This window comes from Streptomyces sp. CNB091 (assembly GCF_000377965.1).
Genome location: NZ_KB898996.1, coordinates 213,494 through 232,953, shown reverse-complemented (window position 1 = coordinate 232,953; position 19,460 = coordinate 213,494). Strand labels below are relative to the sequence as shown.

The 19,460-nt window shown below is 74.4% G+C and carries 7 protein-coding genes; 6 read left to right on the top strand and 1 reads right to left on the bottom strand.

Features of this window, described 5'->3' with window-relative positions:
* The first annotated feature begins 800 nt into the window (after window positions 1-800).
* The 4 genes from D581_RS0114620 to D581_RS0114605 all read left to right on the top strand — a co-directional run bounded on the left by D581_RS0114620 (window position 801) and on the right by D581_RS0114605 (window position 16,593).
* Window positions 801-1,934 (top strand): SDR family oxidoreductase, encoded by a 1,134-nt coding sequence (locus tag D581_RS0114620; RefSeq protein ID WP_018957961.1) that lies wholly within the window; start codon window positions 801-803, stop codon window positions 1,932-1,934.
* 54 nt (window positions 1,935-1,988) lie between these two features.
* A complete protein-coding gene (locus tag D581_RS0114615) occupies window positions 1,989-3,572 on the top strand; it encodes a PfaD family polyunsaturated fatty acid/polyketide biosynthesis protein (protein ID WP_018957960.1) in 1,584 nt (527 codons plus the stop codon).
* Between the two features lie 56 nt (window positions 3,573-3,628).
* Window positions 3,629-9,748 carry a type I polyketide synthase gene (locus D581_RS0114610; protein ID WP_018957959.1) on the top strand — a complete coding sequence of 2,040 codons (6,120 nt, stop codon included), beginning with the start codon at window positions 3,629-3,631 and terminating at the stop codon, window positions 9,746-9,748.
* 143 nt (window positions 9,749-9,891) lie between these two features.
* Window positions 9,892-16,593 carry a type I polyketide synthase gene (locus D581_RS0114605; RefSeq protein ID WP_018957958.1) on the top strand — a complete coding sequence of 2,234 codons (6,702 nt, stop codon included), beginning with the start codon at window positions 9,892-9,894 and terminating at the stop codon, window positions 16,591-16,593.
* Window positions 16,594-16,603: 10 nt separating this feature from the next.
* Here the strand turns inward: D581_RS0114605 and D581_RS01000000137245 are convergent, their stop codons facing one another.
* Complete coding sequence (locus D581_RS01000000137245) at window positions 16,604-17,023, bottom strand: FKBP-type peptidyl-prolyl cis-trans isomerase (protein WP_018957957.1); 420 nt, start codon at window positions 17,021-17,023, stop codon at window positions 16,604-16,606.
* 193 nt (window positions 17,024-17,216) lie between these two features.
* On the opposite strand from D581_RS01000000137245, the gene D581_RS0114595 reads away from it, so the two are divergent.
* Window positions 17,217-17,849 (top strand): ABC transporter ATP-binding protein, encoded by a 633-nt coding sequence (locus tag D581_RS0114595; RefSeq protein ID WP_018957956.1) that lies wholly within the window; start codon window positions 17,217-17,219, stop codon window positions 17,847-17,849.
* Window positions 17,846-19,393, top strand: a complete 1,548-nt coding sequence (locus D581_RS0114590; RefSeq protein ID WP_018957955.1) for a hypothetical protein — start codon at window positions 17,846-17,848, stop codon at window positions 19,391-19,393. Before D581_RS0114595 ends, D581_RS0114590 begins: the two co-directional genes overlap by 4 nt.
* Window positions 19,394-19,460 lie beyond the last annotated feature (67 nt).

The window sequence follows — 19,460 nt, the reverse complement described above, 5'->3', positions numbered from 1 at the left end:
CGGTGGCAGGAGGCCGTCACCTCCCGGCCCACCCTCCCGGGCCGACCGGCCTCAGCGAGCCGCCCGGGCCGGGCGACCGCAGCACGCCGTCGGAACCGACCGCCCATCAGGATGACCACCGGGCGGAGCAGGTCCGTACCGTGTCCACCCGCCGCTCCCGCCCCAGCGGCCTGATCCGTGTCCGCCCCGCGTCCGCCGGCCCGCCCGGCTCCGGGCCCCCCGCGGCTCCCGTGCCCGTGCCCCGGCGGGCCCCCGGCCCCACGCACCGTCTGCCGCGGTCGGCATGGCGACCCGTGGCGAGGGTGATCCGGATCCTCGGCGGCGGGTTCCCTCGAAAGAGGGACGGGGCTTCGATCACCACCGTGGACCTCCGGCCGTGTCCGGCCGCCGCGCAGGCCCGAGCCGCTCGGCCGACGGCGTTCCGCGCCCCGGGCCGTGCGCAAGCGCACCGGCCGCGCCTCTCCGTACTCCGTTCGGGTGAGCGGGAGGAATCGGGGCGCCTGTGCCGTTCGCCGTCTGCCATTGTGTGCCGTGCGCCGGAGATCACCGGGCTGCGAGGCCCGAGAAACCCCCGTCGGACGGGGCACCGGAGAGCCGGCGAGCACCGGCCGCACCGGATCGGCCGACCGTGCGCGGTGCGATCGTCGTCACGATCCGCGAACCGCGATGCGGGACGGCCGGTGGCATCCCGCTGCCCCCGCACCCCGCACCCGCCCCGCACCCGCCGCAACGGCGCCACTCCGTCTCCCCTCCGCACCCGGTCAGGGACCGCCCCTCTCACCGCCCTTGGAGCCACGCTCGTGCACGTCGCACTCACCGGCGCCACCGGATTCCTCGGACTGCGTCTGCTGCGTCGCCTGCTCGCCACGCACCCGTCGGTGACCGTCCTGGCCCATGCCGGGTCGGGAAACGCCCTGCACCGCATCACCCGGTTCTTCGAACTGACAGGCTCGCCGGAGGCCTCGCTCGACCGGCTCCCCCGCCGGCTCCGGGTGGTGGAGACCGACCTGGCGCTGCCGCGGCTGGGCCTGTCCGCACGAACGTTCCAGAGGCTGGCCGACGGCCTCGGCGAGATCTGGCACAGCGCGGGCAGCATCAATCTGGAAGGCGACCTTCCCGAGCTGCGACGGACCAACGTCGAAGGGACCCGGCACGTACTGGAGTTGGCTGCCGCCGGTCGCGGGGCACCCCTGTTCCGCCATGTGAGCACCGCGTTCGTGGCCGGTGGCCGGCGCACCGGGGTGGCGTACGAGGACGAGCTGAACGCCCCCGACGGCTTCGAGAACGCCTACGAGCAGTCCAAGTACGAGGCGGAGCTGCTGGTTCACGGCTGGTCCCGGGAGCACGACCGCCCGGCCCTCGTCCTGCGACCGGGCATCCTGGTCACCGACCGGCCGCCGCACCCCGAACTGCCCTCGCACCCGTTGCAGGTCGTCGAGCGCATTCTGCGCGACGCGCTGGGCGCCGCCGGATCGGGCGACCGGCTCCGGGTCCGGACGGTGGGGCATCCGCACGGCCGGCTGAACCTCCTACAGGTGGAGCACGCTGCCGACGTCATGGTGCGGCTGGCCGGGTTGCCGCCGTCGGGCGGGGTCGACACGTACCACGTCGTCCATGACCGCGATGTGCCCGTACTCACGGTCGTGAAGCTCCTGGAACGGCTGATCCCGCTCTCGATCGACCTCGTCTCCGCCAAGCCGGACGACCCGTCGGCGGTGGAGGCGCTGCTCGACTTCTACCCGGGCATGACGGCCTACCTCGCCCACCGGCGACGGTTCGACGACACCCGGGTCAGGACCCGGCTCGGGCCGTCGGCGGCCTCCGCCCCGGTGGGCCTCGACTACCTGTGGTCCGGGCTGGCCCCCCGGGGCGGGGCCCTGCCCCTGTCGCCGGGCGTCCCCCCGGCCCCTCTCCCGTCCGCCCGGTACGCCTGACCAGCCACCCGGTACGCCTGACCAGCAGCCGACCCATCCCGTTGGAGCCTCCCCGTGTCCGTCCCCACCGCTCTCGGCCCGCCTGCCGCCTCCTTGCCGGTCTTCTCGCCCGAGGGGATCACGGCCCGTGTCCGGCAGATCCGGGAGCCCGTGCACATCGTCAGCGGGCCGGACGGCCGGGAGCTGGGGGTCGCGACCGGCGCCGCGCCCGCAGGTCCGGTGCTCGGCACGCTGCCGCCCCTGTACCCCGAATGGCTCGGCGGCCGTACGTTCTGCGAGGCGCACGGCGTCCGTTTCCCGTATGTCGCGGGGGAGATGGCGAACGGCATCGCAACCACCCGGATGGTCTCCGCGATGGCCCGGGCGGAGATGATCGGCTTCTTCGGCGCGGGCGGTCTGGCCTTCCCCGACGTGGAGCGGGCCGTGCACACCCTGGTGCGGGATCTGGGGTCCCGCTCGAACTGGGGCGTCAATCTCATCCACTCACCGGCCGAACCGGCACTGGAGTTCCGCGTCGCGGAGCTGCTGCTGCGTCGCGGTGTTCCCCGGATCTCGGCGTCGGCGTTCATGGAGCTGACCCCGGCGGTCGTCCTGTGCTCGGCGCACGGGCTACGCCGGGGCCCGGACGGCGCCGTCGTCCGGCGTACGCGCCTGTTGGCGAAGGTCTCCCGGCCCGAGGTGGCCGAGAGGTTCCTCTCCCCCGCGCCGCCCGCGCTGCTGGACTCCCTCGTCGCCCAGGGGAAACTGACCCGCCAGGAGGCGTCTCTGGCGGCCCTGGTGCCGGTGGCCGAGGACATCACCGTGGAGGCGGACAGCGGCGGGCACACCGACAACCGGCCGTTGTCGGTCCTGCTGCCGAGGATCGCCGCGCTGCGTGACGCGCTGTGCCGGCGGTTCGGTTACCGTCGGCCGGTCCGGCTCGGTGCGGCCGGCGGTCTCGGCACCCCGGACGCGGTGGCCGCCGCCTTCGCCCTCGGCGCCTCCTATGTGGTCGTCGGGTCGGTGAACCAGACGGCCGTCGAGGCGGGCCTGTCCGACGCGGCCAAGGCGATGCTCTGCGACGCGGACGTATCCGATGTGGCCATGGCGCCGGCAGCCGACATGTTCGAGCTGGGTGTGAAGCTGCAAGTGCTCTCCCGGGGCACGATGTTCGCCCAGCGGGCTGCTCGGCTCCATGCGGCGTACCAGGCCCATGGATCGCTGGAGGAGATCCCGTCCGCGCTGCGCGCCACCATCGAACGCGACGTGCTGCGCGCCCCGTTCGACGAGATCTGGCTCCACGCTCGCACGTTCTGGGAGCAGCGCGATCCCGCGGAGATCGCCCGTGCGGAGGCCGACCCGAAACACCGTATGGCCCTGGTCTTCCGCTGGTATCTGGGCAGTTCCAGCCGGTGGGCGATCACCGGGGAGGAGTCACGGCGGGCCGACTTCCAGATCTGGTGCGGGCCGGCGATGGGCGCGTTCAACCGGTGGGTGGCCGGCTCGTTCCTGGCCGATCCGGCGCACCGGTCCGTGGTGCGGATCGGACTCAATCTGCTGGAGGGGGCCGCCGTGCTCACACGCGCCCATCAACTACGCACGTACGGAGTCCCCTTGCCGGCCGAGGCGTTCACCTACACCCCGTGCGAGCTGGCGTGAGCGGCCTCGGCGCCACCGGGGCGTCGGTACCGACCGTACGGCCCCGAGGAGAGAGCATGTCCGAGTCCGTCCCCCGTCAACTCCCCATCGCCGTGGTCGGCGTGGGGGCCCTGGTGCCGGGCGCCACGGACGCGGCGGGCTACTGGCGGATCGTGACCGGTGGCCGCGACCTGATCACCGAGGTGCCCGCCACCCGCTGGCGCGTGGAGGACCACTACGACCCGGATCCGGCCACCCCCGACAAGACGTACGCCCGCCGGGGCGCGTTCCTTCCCGAGGTGGACTTCGATCCGATGGCCTACGGGGTGCCGCCCGCCAATCTGCCGGCGACGGACACCTCCCAACTGCTCGCCCTGATGGTCGCCGACCAGGTGCTGACGGACGCGGGCGGCCCGGCCGGGGTGGACCGTGACCGGACCGGCGTCGTCCTCGGCGCGGCGGCTCTCGAACTCCTTCCGCACATGTACGGGCGCGCCCACCGCCCCGCCTGGCTCGCGGGGCTGCGGGAGAGCGGACTCGACGAGACCGAGGCGCAAGCCGTGTGCGACCGCATCGCGGCCCGTTTCGAGCCGTGGCGCGAATCGACCTTCCCCGGGCTGCTCGGCAACGTCGTCGCGGGCCGGATCGCCAACCGGTTCGATCTGCACGGCATCAACCACACCACCGACGCCGCCTGTGCCAGCTCGCTCGCGGCCCTGTCGACGGCCGTCGGTGAACTGTCCCTGGGCCGGGCCGACCTGGTGATCAGCGGGGGCGTGGACACCGGGAACGACATCGGCATGTTCCTGTGCTTCTCCAAGACGCCGGCGCTGTCCCCCACCGGCGACTGCCGGCCGTTCTCGGCCGCGGCGGACGGCACCATGCTCGGCGAAGCGGTCGTCATGTACGCGCTGAAGCGGTTGTCCGACGCGGAGCGTGACGGCGACCGGATCCACGCGGTGATCCGGGGTATCGGCACCTCGTCCGACGGCAGGAGCACGGCGATCTACGCCCCGCTGCCCGAGGGCCAGGAACGAGCCCTGCGACGCGCCTACGAGGGAGCCGGCTACGGGCCGGAGACCGTGGAGCTGGTCGAGGCGCACGGGACCGGCACGAAGGCCGGAGACGCCGCCGAACTGGCGGCGCTGCGTGCGGTGTTCGGTGCGTCGGGACGCCCGGACGGGCAGTGGTGCGCGATCGGTTCGGTCAAGTCGCAGATCGGCCACACCAAGTGCGCGGCGGGCGCGGCGGGCCTGCTCAAGGCGGTCATGGCCCTGCGCCACCAGGTGCTGCCGCCGACGGTCAAGGTGGAGCGGCCGAACCCGGCAGCCGCCGCCCCGGAAGGCCCGTTCTACGTCAACACCGAGACCCGCCCGTGGGTCCGGCCGGCCGGTCATCCGCGGCGGGCGGCGGTGTCGAGTTTCGGTTTCGGCGGGAGCAACTTCCACGTCACGCTGGAGGAGTACGCGCCCTCGGGCGGTCCGGGGCGTCCGGCCCTGCGTCACCGCACGGCGCCGAGCGAGCTCGTCCTGTTCGGTGGCGACTCCCCGTCGGACCTGATGGCGCCCCGGACGGACGACGATCGTCCCCTGGCCGGCCTGGCACGGGAGAGCCAGGCCGCCTTCTCCCCCTCCGCCCGGGTGCGGCTGGCCGTCGTCGCCACCGGCGCCGAGGACCTGCGGGAGAAGTACGCGCAGGCGCTCGCACAGATCCGGCGGCACCCCGACGCGGCGTTCTCGACGCCCACCGGGGTCCGGTACGCGTCCGGGGAGCCCGCGCCCGGCCGTATCGGTTTCCTCTTCCCGGGTCAGGGGTCCCAGTACGTCGGGATGGGAGCCGGTCTCGCGATGCTGGCGCCGGCCGCCCAGGCCGTGTGGGACCGGCTGGGCGGCGCCCGCTTCGACGGGCGGCCCCTGCACCGGGTCGTGTTCCCGCCGCCCGCCTTCACCGACGGGGAACGCGCCGCCCGGCGGACCCTCCTGGATGCCACCGAGTGGGCGCAGCCCGCGCTGGCGGTGCACGCGCTGGCCCTGCTGGAGGTGGTACGGGGGCTGGGGCTGCGGCCGGACTGCGTGGCGGGCCACAGCTTCGGCGAGCTGGTGGCGCTGGCGTGCGCCGGCGCGCTGGACGCGGAGTCCCTGGTGGGGCTGGCCCGTCACCGCGGCGAGCTGATGCGGGACGCGGCGGGGGCCCCGGGCGCGATGCTGGCGGTGGCGGCGGACCGTACGCACGTGAGCGGGGTACTGGCCAGTGGCGGGTTCGGCGACCTCTGGCCGGCCAACCACAACTCCCCGCGCCAAGTGGTGCTCTCCGGATCGGTGGAGGCGGTCGCACGCGCCGAGAAGGCGTTCTCGGCCGAGGGCGTCGGCACCCGTCGGCTGGCCGCGTCGACGGCCTTCCACAGCCCGCTGGTCGCCCCGGCCGTCGAGCCGCTCGCCGCGTACCTGCGCACGGTCCCGCTCGCGGAGCCCCGGATCGAGGTCTACGGCAACGCGGACGCGGCGCCGTACCCCTCGTCCCCCGATGAGGTGCGCCGCCGGATCGCCGGTCATCTCACCTCCCCGGTGCTCTTCCAGGACCAGATCGAGGCGATGTACGCGGCGGGGGTCCGCACCTTCGTCGAGATCGGCGCGGGGGCAACGCTGACCGGGCTGGTCCACCAGATCCTCGGCGACCGCGAGCACGCGGCCGTCCCCCTGGACCGGCAGGACCGGCCCGGCGCCGACACCCTGCACGCCGCGCTCGGTGAACTCGCCGTACGCGGCGTCCCCCTCGATCTCGACACGCTCTGGGCGCCGTACGCCCCGCCCGGAGCCCCGGCGAAGGAGCGCGAGCCCCGCATGACGGTGAAGATCGACGGCGGCAACTACCACGGTCAGTCGCCGCCGACCCGCGCCGAGCTGTCGCCCGCTCCGGCGCCTGAGCCCCGGCACCGACCGCTGCCCGCCCCCGTGCCCGTACCCACGTCCCTGTCCACGTCCGACACCCCGGCGGTCCCCATGCCCGCGCACGTCCCCTCCCCGTCCCACGCCCAGCAGGCTTCGGCATACGAGGCCGACCCCGGTGAGACCGCCGGATTCGGGCCCACCGTCGGCGGCGACTGGTTCGCCGCCGTCGAGAGCATCCAACGGCAGACGGCGGAGACCCACGCGGTCTGCCAGCGCCTCCTGACAGACAGCCATCTGGCCTTTCTCCGGATGACGGAGACGACCCTGGCCGCGATGCTCGGCGCGCCGAACCCGGCCGTGGACGGGGACGCTTCGGCTCCAGCGCTCCCACTGCAGCTCCCCCGCTCCTCGTCACCGCGGCACGTGCCGGCGCCGCCCATGACGCCGTCGGCTCCGGTCGTGACCGTCGTCCCGGCTCCGGCGCCCACGCCCGCTCCGGTCACACCCACCCACCTCGCACCCGCGGCCGCGGCGGCCCCGGCGGCACCTTTCCCCGCGCGGGAGACGGCTGCCGCTCCCGTGGACGACGCTCCCGTCGTCGACACGGTGTCGCTGTCACCGTCGGAGCTGGAGGAGTTGCTCCTGTCGGTGGTGGCCCGCCTCACCGGCTATCCCACCGCCATGCTCAACCTGGACATGGAGCTGGAGGCCGATCTGGGCGTCGACTCCATCAAGCGCGTCGAGATCCTGTCGGCGGTGCGCCGGCAGGTGGGCGACGTGGCGACGGGGGACCCCGGGCAGCTCGGCAGGCTCCGTACGCTGCGCGAGATCGTCGAGGCGCTCAGCGGAGACCCCCGGCCTCCCCGGACCCCGGAGCCGGATGTCCGGGCCGGGCAGCACTCCGTGGCGGCCGGGACCCCGGCCGTGCGCGCGCCGTCCACCCCGTCCGCCCCCGACGACGGGGCGGGTGAGCGTACACCGCTGACGCGGCTGGTACCGCGTCTGGTGGAGTCGCCCGCGTCCGGGCTGACCACGGCGGGACTGCTGGACGGGCCCGTCACGGTGACCGGCGGAGGCCCGGGCGAGTGCTCGATCGCCGGCCTGGTGGCCCGGAAGCTGACGGTACGCGGCGTGGCCGCCACCGCCGTGGCGGACGTGCCCGAGGACGCCCGCGGCGTCGTCCACCTCGGCGGACTCACCGCGGGCGGTACGCCCGACGAGGCGCGGGAGGTCCACCGGTCGGCGCTCCGCTCGGCACGCGCGGTGGCGCCCCGGGCCGCCGGGGGCGGGGGACTGTTCGTGACCGTCCAGGACACCGGGGGCGACTTCGGGCTCGGAGGTCACGCGCCCGGCCGTGCGTGGCTGGGCGGGGTCGCCGCTCTGGCCAGGACCGCGGCGAAGGAGTGGCCGGACTCCTCGGTCAAGATCGTCGACTGCGAGCGGGGCGGCCGGGACGACGAGGAGGTCGCCGAGGCGATCGTCGGGGAGCTGCTCGAAGGCGGGGCCGACCTGGAGACGGGCCTCCGCGCGGACGGCACGCGCGCCCTCCTGCGGATGGCGCCCGAGCCGGTCAGGCCCAGTGGCACCCGGCGGATCTCCGGCACTTCCGTGATCGTGGCCACCGGAGGGGCCCGCGGGGTGACCGCGGCGGCCCTGCTCGACCTGGCCAGGACCCACCGTCCGCGGATCGTGCTGCTCGGGAGGACGGAGTTGGCCGCCGAGCCGGCCGGGCTGACCTCGGCCACCGACGGACCGGCGCTCACCCGGCTGCTCGCGGAGCGGGCTCCGGACGCGGCGGACTCCTCGCCCGCCCGGATCGCGGAGCAGGCCCGGGACATTCTGGCCGCGCGCGAAGTGCGGGCGACACTGGCGGAGTTGGAGGCCGCCGGATCACCCGCCCGGTACGTCCGGGCGGACATCCGCGACGGTGACGCGCTCGCGGCTGCTCTGCGCACCGTGCGCGAGACATGGGGGCCGGTCACCGGCATCCTCCACGGTGCGGGGGTGCTGGCCGACAAGCGGATCGTCGACAGGACCGACGAGCAGGCCGACTCGGTCATGGCGACGAAGGTGGACGGTCTGCGGGCGCTGCTTGCGGCGACGGCGGACGATCCGCTGGACACCATGCTCCTGTTCTCGTCGGTGGCCGCCGTGTTCGGCAACGCGGGGCAGAGCGACTACGCGATGGCCAACGAGGTCCTCCTCCAGGTCGCGTCGGCCGAGCAGGCCCGTCGGCCCGGCTGCCTGGTGCGGTGTGTGGCCTGGGGGCCCTGGCAGGGCGGCATGGTCACCCCGGCCCTGGCCGCGCACTTCGGCCGGTCCGGGGTTCCGCTCATCCCCCTGGCCCAGGGGGCCGCGGCCTTCACGGCCGAGGTGGACGGTGACGCCGGCGAGGCCCGCGTGGTCCTGGCGGCGGGAGACGATCCGGCCGCCCTGGCCCCGGCGGGCGACCTGCGGCGCGCGCAGGTGCTGGTCCGCTCGGACACCCTGCCGCAGCTGGCCGACCACGCGCCCGCCGGTGTTCCGGTGCTGCCCGTGGCCCTGGTCCTGCACTGGCTCGCGGGCGCGGCCACGGCCTGGCTGCCGGCTGCCGGGCGGCTCGTCCTGCGTGATCTGCGGGTGTACCAGAAGTACGCCCTGCCGGAGCTGTCCGGCCCGGGCCACCGGCTCACCGTGCTCGGCAGCAGAGGCGCGCCCGGTGCACCGTCGGGTCTGGACGCGGAGCTGCGGGGCGAGGACGGCCTGGCGCACTTCCGGGCTGTGCTGGACACCGGGACAGGGGAGACCGGCACGACCGTGTGGGACTCCGGGGCCGGGAATCCCGACGCGACCGCGTGGGACACCGGGACAGGCGAACCCGACGCGACCGCGTGGGACACCCCGGACGGTCTGAAGCCTCTCGACCGGGCCACGCCCTACGACGGAGAGGTCCTCTTCCACGGCCCCCGGTTCCACGCCCTGCGCACGGTGCGCGGCGTGTCGGAGCACGGGGCGGAGGCGACCGTCGCGGGCGCCCGGGCCCTGGGCTGGGCGGACGAGCACGGCCCGCTCGATCCGGCGGCCGTGGACGGCGCGCTGCAACTCGCCCTGCTCTGGGGCGAGAAGGTACTCGGGGCAGCCACGCTGCCGATGGCCGTCGCCGAGTGCAGGCTGCACCGGCGCGGCCCGGTGGACGGCGCCGTGCGCTGTGTGGTGCGGGCACGGAAGGCGCACGACACCGGGGCGCGCTGCGACGCGGCACTGATCGACGCCGACGGGTCCGTCCTGGTGGAGCTGATCGGGGTCGAGCTCGTCGTCCGCCCCTCCTGACCCACCCTGACCCTCCTGACCCATCCTGTCCCTCCTCACCCCTCCACCCCCTCCACCCCCTCCACCCCCTCCACACCTCGCGTCGCCCGGCCCCGCCCATCCTGGTCCCGGCCCGCCGCGCCCCGCCGTGAAGTGAGACCCGTATGCGTTTCGAACCGATCGCCGTCGTCGGCCGGGGCTGTGTGCTGCCCGGCGCGCTGGACCCGGACACGTTCTGGGAGAACATCGCCGCCGGCCGCACGAGCCTGTCGGCCGCCCCGGAGGGCCGGTGGCGGCTGCCGCGCCGGTGGGCCATGGGTTCGATGGAGGATCACCTCGACCGCACGTGGACGGACGTCGGCGGTTACGTCCACGGGTTCGAGTCCGTCTTCGACCCGGCCGGCTTCCGCCTCGCCCCGGAGCGGATCGCACCACTGGACCCGCTCTTCCACTGGGTCCTGTACGGGGTGCGGCAGGCGCTCGCCGAGGCGGGACACGCGGGCCCGCTGCCGCGCGGAGGTCTGGTGCTGGGCAACCTGTCGTACCCCACGCCCGCCGGGGCGGCCTTCGCCGAACACGTATGGATGTCCGCGCAACGCCCCTCGCTCCGTGACGCCCTGCCGGGGGGTGAGTGGCGGACCCGGCCCGATGCCCGCAACCGCTTCTCCTCCGGGCTGCCCGCCCGGCTCGCGGCCCGCGCGCTCGGGCTCGGTGCGGGGGCGTGGTCCCTCGACGCCGCCTGTGCGTCCTCGTTGTACGCGATCAAGCTGGCGTGCGACCGGCTGCACGACGGCACGGCGGATCTCATGGTGGCCGGTGCGGTCAGCCGCCCCGACCCCCTCTACCTGCACGTGGGGTTCTGCGCGCTGTCCGCGACCAGCCGCACGGGGCGCAGCCGGCCCTTCCACCGGGACGCGGACGGGCTGGTGCACGGCGAGGGCGCGGGGTTCGTCGCCCTGACACGGCTGGCCGACGCCCACGCCGCCGGCCTGCCCGTGCTCGGTGTGATCCGCGGTGTGGGGCTGTCCAACGACGGGCGTGGTTCCGGGTTGATCAGCCCGTCGGAGGAGGGCCAGGTACGGGCCGTGCGCCTGGCGTACGAGAGGGCGGGCGTCGCTCCCGAGTCGGTGTCGCTCATCGAGTGCCACGCCACGGGGACGCCGGTCGGGGACGCGGTGGAGGCGCGCTCCATGGCCCGGGTCTTCGGGGCCGGTGACGACGTTCCCATCGGTTCGGCGAAGTCGAACGTCGGGCATCTGCTGGCCTCCGCGGGTGTCGCGGGACTCCTGAAGGTGCTCGGCGCGATGCGGGCGGGGGTGCGCCCGGCGACGCTCGGCGCCGGACGACCGCTCGACGTACTGACGGGCACGCCGTTGCGGGTGCTGGCCGCGGCCGAGGAGTGGGCAGGGCCGCGCAGGGCGGCGGTCAGCGCCTTCGGGTTCGGCGGGACCAACGCCCATCTGATTGTCGACGCCCCGGACTGTCCTCCCCCGCCCGCCGTTCCCCGGTCGACGGGCGGCACGCGGCCCGCCGGACCGGCAGCCGAGGCCCCGGACCCAGCTCCGGCGCCCGCCGCGCCGGGCGGCCGTACGACGGTGGCGATCGTCGCCGTCGGAGCCCGGGTCGGCGAGGGGACGTCGCTGGAGGACTTCCGCCGCGCGGTGCTGGGCGGCGAACGGCGGGGCCCCGTCGCGGAGATCGCCGTGGAGCTGACGGACCTGTGCTTCCCGCCGCTGGCCCTGGAGCGGACCGTACGTCATCAGCTCCTGGTGCTGGAGGCCGCCCGGGAGGCCGCCCGGACGGTGAGCCTGCCCCGCGAGCGGACCATGGTGGTCGTGGGTACGGGGGTGGACCCGGAGGTGGCCCGCGCGGGCGCGCGCTGGCGGATTCCGCACTGGCTGGAGCAGTCGGCGACGCCGGTGGACCCGGCGTCGGCGGACCTCGCCCGGGAGGCGTTCACCCCGGCCATGACGGCGGAGGGCGTGGTGGGCAGCATGCCGAACCTCGCGGCCAACCGCATCAGCACCCAACTCGACCTGGCAGGACCCGGGTTCACGGTGTCGGCGGAGGAGGCGTCCGGGCTGGTGGCGCTGGGGATCGCGGCTCGGGCCATTCGGTCGGGGGAGGCCGACGCCGCCCTCGTCGGCGCCACCGACCTGTCCTGCGAGGCGGTTCACCGGGCCGCCCTGCGGGATCTCGGCCGCGACGAGGAGCCCGGGGACGCGGCCGTCGTCCTGGTCCTCAAGTCCCTGGACGCCGCGCGCGGGGACGGCGACAGCGTCGTGGCCCTGCTGGACGAAGAGGCCACCGGCGAACCCGACATGGTCATCGGCGACGGCCCCGACGCGGTCTTCGATCCGGCGGCCTCCTTCGGGCGCGCTCATGCCGCGTCGGGGCTGGCCTCCGTCGCCGTCGCGGCACTCTCGCTCCAGCACCGCGCGGTACCCCGTCCGGCCGGACCGGCGGACACCGCGGCCGTCGCCCACACCGCGCGGGCCGTGGTCACGCCGTTGGAGGGGCCCGCCGTCGGCGTACGGCTGCGCGCGGGGGACGCCCGGCCGTGGCTGCGGGGCCCCGCCCCGCGCCTGCACGTCTACTCCGGGACCGACCGCCGGGCGGTGCTGGCAGCGCTGGAGGCCGGTACGGAGTCCTCGGCCGGCCCGGCCCGGCTGGCCTTCGTGGTCGACGGCGACACCACGTGGCAGGAGCGCGGGGAAGCGGCCCGTCGCTGGCTGACGGAGGGCGGGGCCCGCCCGGCGGACGTGTCGTACCGGGACTCGCCGGTCGTCGGGCAGACCGCTTTCGTGTACACGAACGGCTCGGCCGCGTATCCGGGGATGGGCCATGAGCTGACCCTCGCGTTGCCGTCGCTGGGCGAGCGGGTCCGGGAGCAGCACGGAGCGGTGGGGGCGCGCCTGCGGTCCGGGACGGAGCCCGGGGTCCTCGGCCAGATCTGGGCCGTCGCCGAACTGGCCGCGCTGCACACCGTGTTCAGCCGCGAGGTGCTCGGACTGCGGCCGGACGCCGCGATCGGATACTCCTCGGGCGAGTCGACGGCGCTGGTCGCGCTGGGGGCCTGGCCGGACGCCTCGGGGCTCTATGAAGCGACCCGGGACAGCGGCCTGTTCACCACGGAACTCGCGGGCGAGCTGCGGGCGGTCCGGCGCTACTGGCGGCAGCGGGGCATCCCTGGCGACCGGTGGTCGAGCCATCTGGTCGCCGCGCCCCTGGCGGCAGTTCGCGCGGAGCTCGCCGGGGAGCGGGCGGTCCACCTGATGGCGGTGAACGCGCCCGGGGTCTGCGTCATCGGCGGCGAGTCCGGGGCGTGCTCTGCCGTCGTGGCCAGGATCGGCGTCGACCGGGCGATCGAGCTGGACTACGACATGGCGGCCCACGCACCGGAGTTGGCGGAGGTCCGGGAGGTGTGGCACGAGGCCCACCGCCGCCCCACGGTCGAGGTGCCCGGCGTTCGCTTCTACAGCGGGGCCTCCGGCCGGGCGTACCGGCCGACGCCCGAGCGGGCGGCCGAGGCGCTCACCGCGCAGGGGCTCGGCACGATCGACTTCGCGGCCACGATCGAACAGGCGTGGGCGGACGGTGTCCGGGTTTTCGTGGAGCACGGCCCGCGACGGCTGTGCACCGGCTGGATCAAACGGGTGCTCGGCGACCGGGAGCACGTGGCCGTGGCGCTGGACACTCCGGGCGACACGAGCCTGCGGCATCTGTGTCACGCGGTGGGCGAACTCGTCGTCGCCGGGGTGCCGGTGCGGGCCGACGCGTTGCTCGCCCGGCTCGCCGGGGCCGCGACCGGCCTGCCGCGGCCCGGCCCCACCGTCGCCGTTCCCGTACCGTCCTCTCCGTGCCTGCCGCCCCTGGAGCGCGCCGTGACCGTTCTGCCTCGGGCACCGGAACTCGCCCCGGTACCGGAGACCACCCTCGGTCCGCCCGCCTCGCCGGACCGGGACCCCGGCCACGTGGTCGCCGCGGCGCACGCGGAGACCGGGCGCTTCTCCGCCCCCGCGTCCGAGGGACCCGGGCGCTTCTCCACTCCCGCTGCTCCCGCCGTGCCCTCCCCCGCCGCACCGGTACAACGGCCCCGGTTGCCCGCCGACGACGCCCGTGAGCCGGGGGCGGCGGGGGTCGGGGGCGTGGTCGCCCGGCAGAGCCTGCGGGTCGCCGCGCTGCACCAGGAGGTCATGGCCGCGCACGCCGAATCCCACCGGCGGTTCCTGCGCGTGTCTGCGCTCGCCGTCGGGGCGCTGACGGCTGGATCCGGGCAGCAGCAGCCCGTACCCGTACGACCGCTTCCCCCGCCCCGGCCCTCCACGGCTCCAGCGCCCGTGAGGGCTCCGGAGCCGAAGCCGGCGCAGGCTCAGCGGCCCGGGCAGACTCAGCGGCCCGGGCCGACGTTCGACCGGACCCAACTGGAGCACCTCGCCTCCCGCGAGATCTCCACGCTGTTCGGTCCGCTCTTCGCCGAGCAGGACGGCTACGCGGTACAGACCCGGATGCCCGGGCCGCCCATGCTGCTCGCCGACCGGGTCACCGGCATCGACGCGGTGCCGGCCGCGCTGGTCCTGCCGGGCCCGGTCCGTACGGACGGGAGGATCTGGACGGAGACGGATGTCCTGCCCGACAGCTGGTACCTGGATGCGACGGGGCGGGTGCCGGCCGGCGTGCTGATCGAGGCGGGTCAGGCCGACCTGCTCCTGCTCAGCTGGCTGGGCGTCGACCTGCTGAACCGGGGCGAGCGCGCGTACCGGCTGCTCGGCTGCGAGGTGACCTTCCACGGGGGCCCACCGCGCCCCGGTGACACCCTGCGTTTCGAGATCCATCTGGACGGTCACGCGGAGGCGGACGGCGTCCGGCTGGCCTTCTTCCACTACGACTGCTACGTGGACGGCGCGCTGCGGCTCAGTGTCCGCGAGGGACAGGCGGGGTTCTTCACTCCCGCGGAACTCGCCGGCAGCGGAGGGGTGCGCTGGGATCCCGCCGACCGCGTACCCGGGGAGGACCTGCCGCTCGACCCGCCGGCCGTGCGCTGCGAACGGACCCGCTTCGACGCCGACCGGGTGCGAGCCCTGGCCCTGGGGCGGCCCGGGGACTGTTTCGGGCCCGGCTGGGAGGCGACGGCGGCTCACGTCCGTTCGCCCGGGCTCGACGAGGAACGGCTGCGCCTGCTGGACGAGGTCACCGCGTTCGAACCGGCCGGAGGGCCGTGGGGCCGCGGGTACCTGCGGGCCGAGACCGCGTTGTCCCCGGACGACTGGTTCTTCACCGGCCATTTCAAGAACGACCCCTGCATGCCGGGCACCCTGATGCTGCAGGGCGGCCTCCAGGCGATGGCGTTCTACCTGACAGCCATGGGCTTCACCGTCGACCGGGACGGCTGGCGCTTCGAGACGGTCGACGAGCACCCCTCCAGGGCCATGTGCCGGGGCCAGGCGACCCCGGAGAACCGGAGGGTCGTGTACGAGGTGTTCGTACGGGGCGTCTCGGCCGGGCCGGTGCCGACGCTCCACGCCGACGTCCTCGGCTCGGTGGACGGACGGAAGGCGTTCCTGGGCACCGACATGGCCCTCCGGCTGGTCCCCGACTGGCCGCTGTCGCACTGGCGGCACTCGGGTCCGCCCACCGTGCAGACCGGCGGGGACCCGGTGCCGCTGCCCCGTCTCGGCGGGCTGACCGGGCATCGGGAGGAGCAGCCGGTGGCGGTGGCGGCCGACGGGTTCGCCTTTGACCAGGCCTCGTTGCTGGCGTGCGCCTGGGGCAGGCCGAGCGAGGCGTTCGGGGCCATGTACGAGCCCTTCGACGGCACCCGCAGGGTGGCGCGGCTTCCTGGCCCGCCCTATCACTTCATGAGCCGGATCGTGTCGGTGGACGGTCCGCAGGGTGGAATGGGCGAGGGCAGCGTCGTCGTCGCCGAGTACGACGTGCCGGGCCGGGCGTGGTATTTCGAGCAGAACGGCGGCCGCGCCATGCCGTTCGCCGTCCTCATGGAGGCGGCGCTCCAGCCCTGCGGGTGGCTCGCCTCGTACATCGGCAGCGCGACGACCAGCGAGATGGACCTGCTGTTCCGCAATCTCGACGGGTCGGGAACGGTCACCGGCGAGGTCACCCCGGCGACGCGTACGGTCCGCACCAGGGCCGAACTGACCCGCGTCTCGCGCAGCGGGGACATGATCATCGAGTCGTTCCGGGTGACGTGCACGGCCGACGACGCGCCCCTCTTCGAACTCTCCACGGTCTTCGGCTACTTCCCCCGGTCGGCCTTCGACGGCCAGCAGGGGCTGACGACTTCGGCCGAGGACCGGGCCCGCCTCGACGAGCCCTGCGAACGCGTGGTCGATCTGACCTCCCGCCCCGCCCGGTACTGCGCCGGCGAACCGCGCCTGCCGGGCGAGATGTTGCTGATGCTGGACCGGATCACGGGCCACTGGCCGGACGGCGGAAGCGCCGGGCTCGGCCGGTTGCGGTCGGAGAAGGACGTCCGCCCCGACGCCTGGTTCTTCCGGGCCCACTTCTTCCAGGACCCCGTGCAGCCCGGCTCGTTGGGGATCGAGGCCATGTGCCAACTGCTCCAGTACCACCTGCTGGAGCAGGGCGTGGCCGACGGACTCGTCGCCCCCCGCTTCCAACCGGTGCTGCCGGGCCGTGAGGCGACCTGGACGTACCGCGGCCAGATCACCCCGGCCAACCGGCTGATCCGGGTGGACATGGACATCGTGGAGAGCGGCACGGACGCACGGGGCCCCTACGCCGTGGCGGACGCGTCGCTGTGGGGCGACGACCGGTGCATCTACCGGGTGCGGGGACTGGGCATGCGGGTGGTGCCGGGAGCGCCCGCCGGGGCCGGTCCGGCGTAGTGGTTCACGCTCAGGCCGAGCCGGTAGGGCCGGGCCCAGCCACGGTGGGCCCGCCCACGACGGTGAGCAGGTCGACGACGAAGATCAGCGTCGAGCCCGCCGGGATCGACGCGGAGGGCGACTGCTTGCCGTAGCCGAGACGCGGGGGGACGATGATCTCGCGGCGGCCGCCGACCTTCATCCCCCTGACCCCCCGGTCCCAGCCCTTGATGACCCTGCCACCGCCCACGGCGAACTTGAACGGCCTGCCCTGTTCCCAGGAGGAGTCGAACTCCCTTCCGGAAGCGAACGTGACCCCTACATAGTGAACCTGGACGACCCGGCCCGGCCTCGCCTCGGGCCCGTCTCCCATCACGAGGTCCCGGATCGTCAGCTCGGTGGGCGCTTCACCCTCCGGAACCTCGACTCCGGGCTTCGTCAGTTCGCTCATCACGGTCCCATCGCTCGCCACCGGCGTCCCTCGCACAGGGCGGCCGGACGCATGGACCTTCCACGCGGCAGGCGATCACCGTACCGGCAGAGCCCATGGCCGCCGACCTGGAGGTGACAGGCGTCGACGGGTCGTACGCGGGCGACGCATAAACTGCACGTCCACGAGAGGCGCTTGTGGTTCTGGAGGCGAAGTGACCGCTGTTCCCATCATCGCGGCCGAGGGCGCCACGGTCACCCTGGGCGACGTCACCCTGCTGGAGCCGACCTCGTTCGCGGTCCTGCCCGGCGAGATCTGGTGCCTCACCGGCGGCAACGGGTCGGGGAAGACGACGCTCCTGCGGGCCTTCCTGGGCAGCCGGACCCTCACGGCAGGTTCGTGTTCGGTACGGGGCGAACCCGCCGACATGGCCAAGCCGCGGCACCGGCGCCTCATGGCTTCCTTGGTCGACGCGATCCCGTTCGCCCGTGACATGACACTGCGCGAGCAAGTGACCCTGGTTGCCGCCTCCTGGTACGGCAACAGCGCGACGACCGCCGAAGCCGCCGAAGAGGTCATCGAGCGACTGGGACTGTCGCCGCTGGGCGAGCGGTTTCCCCATCAGGTCTCCTCCGGCCAGCTTCAGCTCTTCAGCCTCGCACTGACGTTGGTGCGCCCCGCTGACGTGGTACTGCTCGACGAGCCCGAGCGGCACCTCGACGGCGACCGCGTCGAACTGGTGGCGACCATGCTCACGGAGCGGGCGGAGAAAGGCACCGCCTTCCTGGTCGCCACCCATGAGCCCGCCCTGGTAGAGGCGCGTGACGGCCTCGTGGAGCTGGGATGACGGTGGACACTCTCGCGGCACCCGAGCCCGACGCCGCGGGCCGCGTCCGTGCCGTGCGGCAGCGTTACGCCCGCCGGGGTGACCGCGGCACGGTGCGGGGGCACGCGTACACCCTCTACCTCGTCGCCCTGTTCGCCGCGTTCTACCTGGTGCCGGTGGTCCAGGCCCGGAGCACTTCGCCCGCGTCGTTCTCCGTAGGGTCTCTCACGGAGGCGGCGCCCTGGGTCTGCGCGCTCGCGGTGGCGGTGTGCTGGGGGGCCCAGATCGCCGGGCGGTTCTGGGGGCCGGTGGTGGTCCAGCCGTTCCTGCTGCACGTGTTCATGTCCACGGACATCTCTCCGACGCTCTACCTCGGCACGATCGCCCGGCGCAGACTGGCGTACGTCGGTACGACCGGACTGCTGTCGGCCTGCGCGGCTTCGTACCTCGCGACCGATCTCTTCGATCACCTCGATTCCGCGGTGCAGGGCCTCGCGTCCGGGGTGGGGCTCAGCGCCCTCGCGGCATTCGCGTGGCTCTGGGGCCAGGTTCGGCCGCTGCGCGACAATCTCCTGCTGGCTTCCGCCTTCGGCGGCGCGGCAGTTGTGGTCGCCGGGGTGAGCCGAGTGGCGCCGGACAGCGGAACGGGGCTGTGGCTCCTCACCGGAGTGCTGGCGGCGACCGCGGCGGCCTCGGGACGGGCGGCCCTCCGGTCGATCCACACCGTCGACCTCGCCCGGCTCGCCCGCGAGTCGGCCCGTGCCGCCCAGGCCCGAACATACGCCTGGACCGGGACGCTCCATCACGCGCTGGATCTGTACCGGCCGGAGCCGTCCGGTTTCGCGTCGGCCCTGATCCGTCCGGACGGGCGGCTGCGCGGATATCTTGCGCAGGGTGCGATCCGAGCGCTGCGGACACCCGGGCGCGCGAGCGCGGGCGCGGCACTCCTCCTGATCGGCTCCTCTGTGCTGACGCACGGGGCAGGCGGGCGGGGGCACGGACCGGCACCGTGGCTGTGGGCGCTGGGGGCCCTGTGTGTGTACCTGGGATCGGGGTGGGTGGGCGAGACGTGGCGCGGACTGCGAGATGAGCTGACCCTGGCTCCGCTGTTCGGCGAACGGTGGGGTGGAACCCTTGCCCGCACGCTGGCCTGGCCCGTCGCCGCGGTGACGATCGGTGCTTTCCTGGGGGGTGGCTTCGCCGTCGTCACCCGGTGGGACCGCCACAGCGGGCATCTGGGTGACACGGCCCTCCTTGTCGCCGGGTCGGTGGCCATGGCGCTGGGCGCCAGGTTCCTGCGCGAGATGAAACTGGATCTTCCGCTCGAACTCCTCCTTCCCGTCATCACGCCGTTCGGCGACCTCTCCGGGCTGCGTGTCGTTGCCTGGCAGTTCGACGGGTTCGTCGTCGTGTCGATGGGCGTCGCCCTGATGGCCGCGCTCCCCTCCGCGGTCGGTGCGACGGCACTCGCGGTCGGGATCGCCGCCGGCTGCGTCTGGACAGGACTACGCCGGACGGGCTGGGCGCACAGGGAGCTCTTCTTCCGCCTCAGCCGGGTGCGGTAGCGGGCATGGACACCAAGGCGGGCCGCCGGCCCTGTCATCGGGTGTCGAGCAGGGCGCCTGGGCGTGC

Coding starts and splice junctions, on each gene's coding strand:
- D581_RS0114610 (WP_018957959.1), top strand. CDS start 3,629: ATGTCCGAGTCCGTCCCCCGTCAACTCCCCATCGCCGTGGTCGGCGTG.
- D581_RS0114590 (WP_018957955.1), top strand. CDS start 17,846: ATGACGGTGGACACTCTCGCGGCACCCGAGCCCGACGCCGCGGGCCGC.
- D581_RS01000000137245 (WP_018957957.1), bottom strand. CDS start 17,023: ATGAGCGAACTGACGAAGCCCGGAGTCGAGGTTCCGGAGGGTGAAGCG.
- D581_RS0114605 (WP_018957958.1), top strand. CDS start 9,892: ATGCGTTTCGAACCGATCGCCGTCGTCGGCCGGGGCTGTGTGCTGCCC.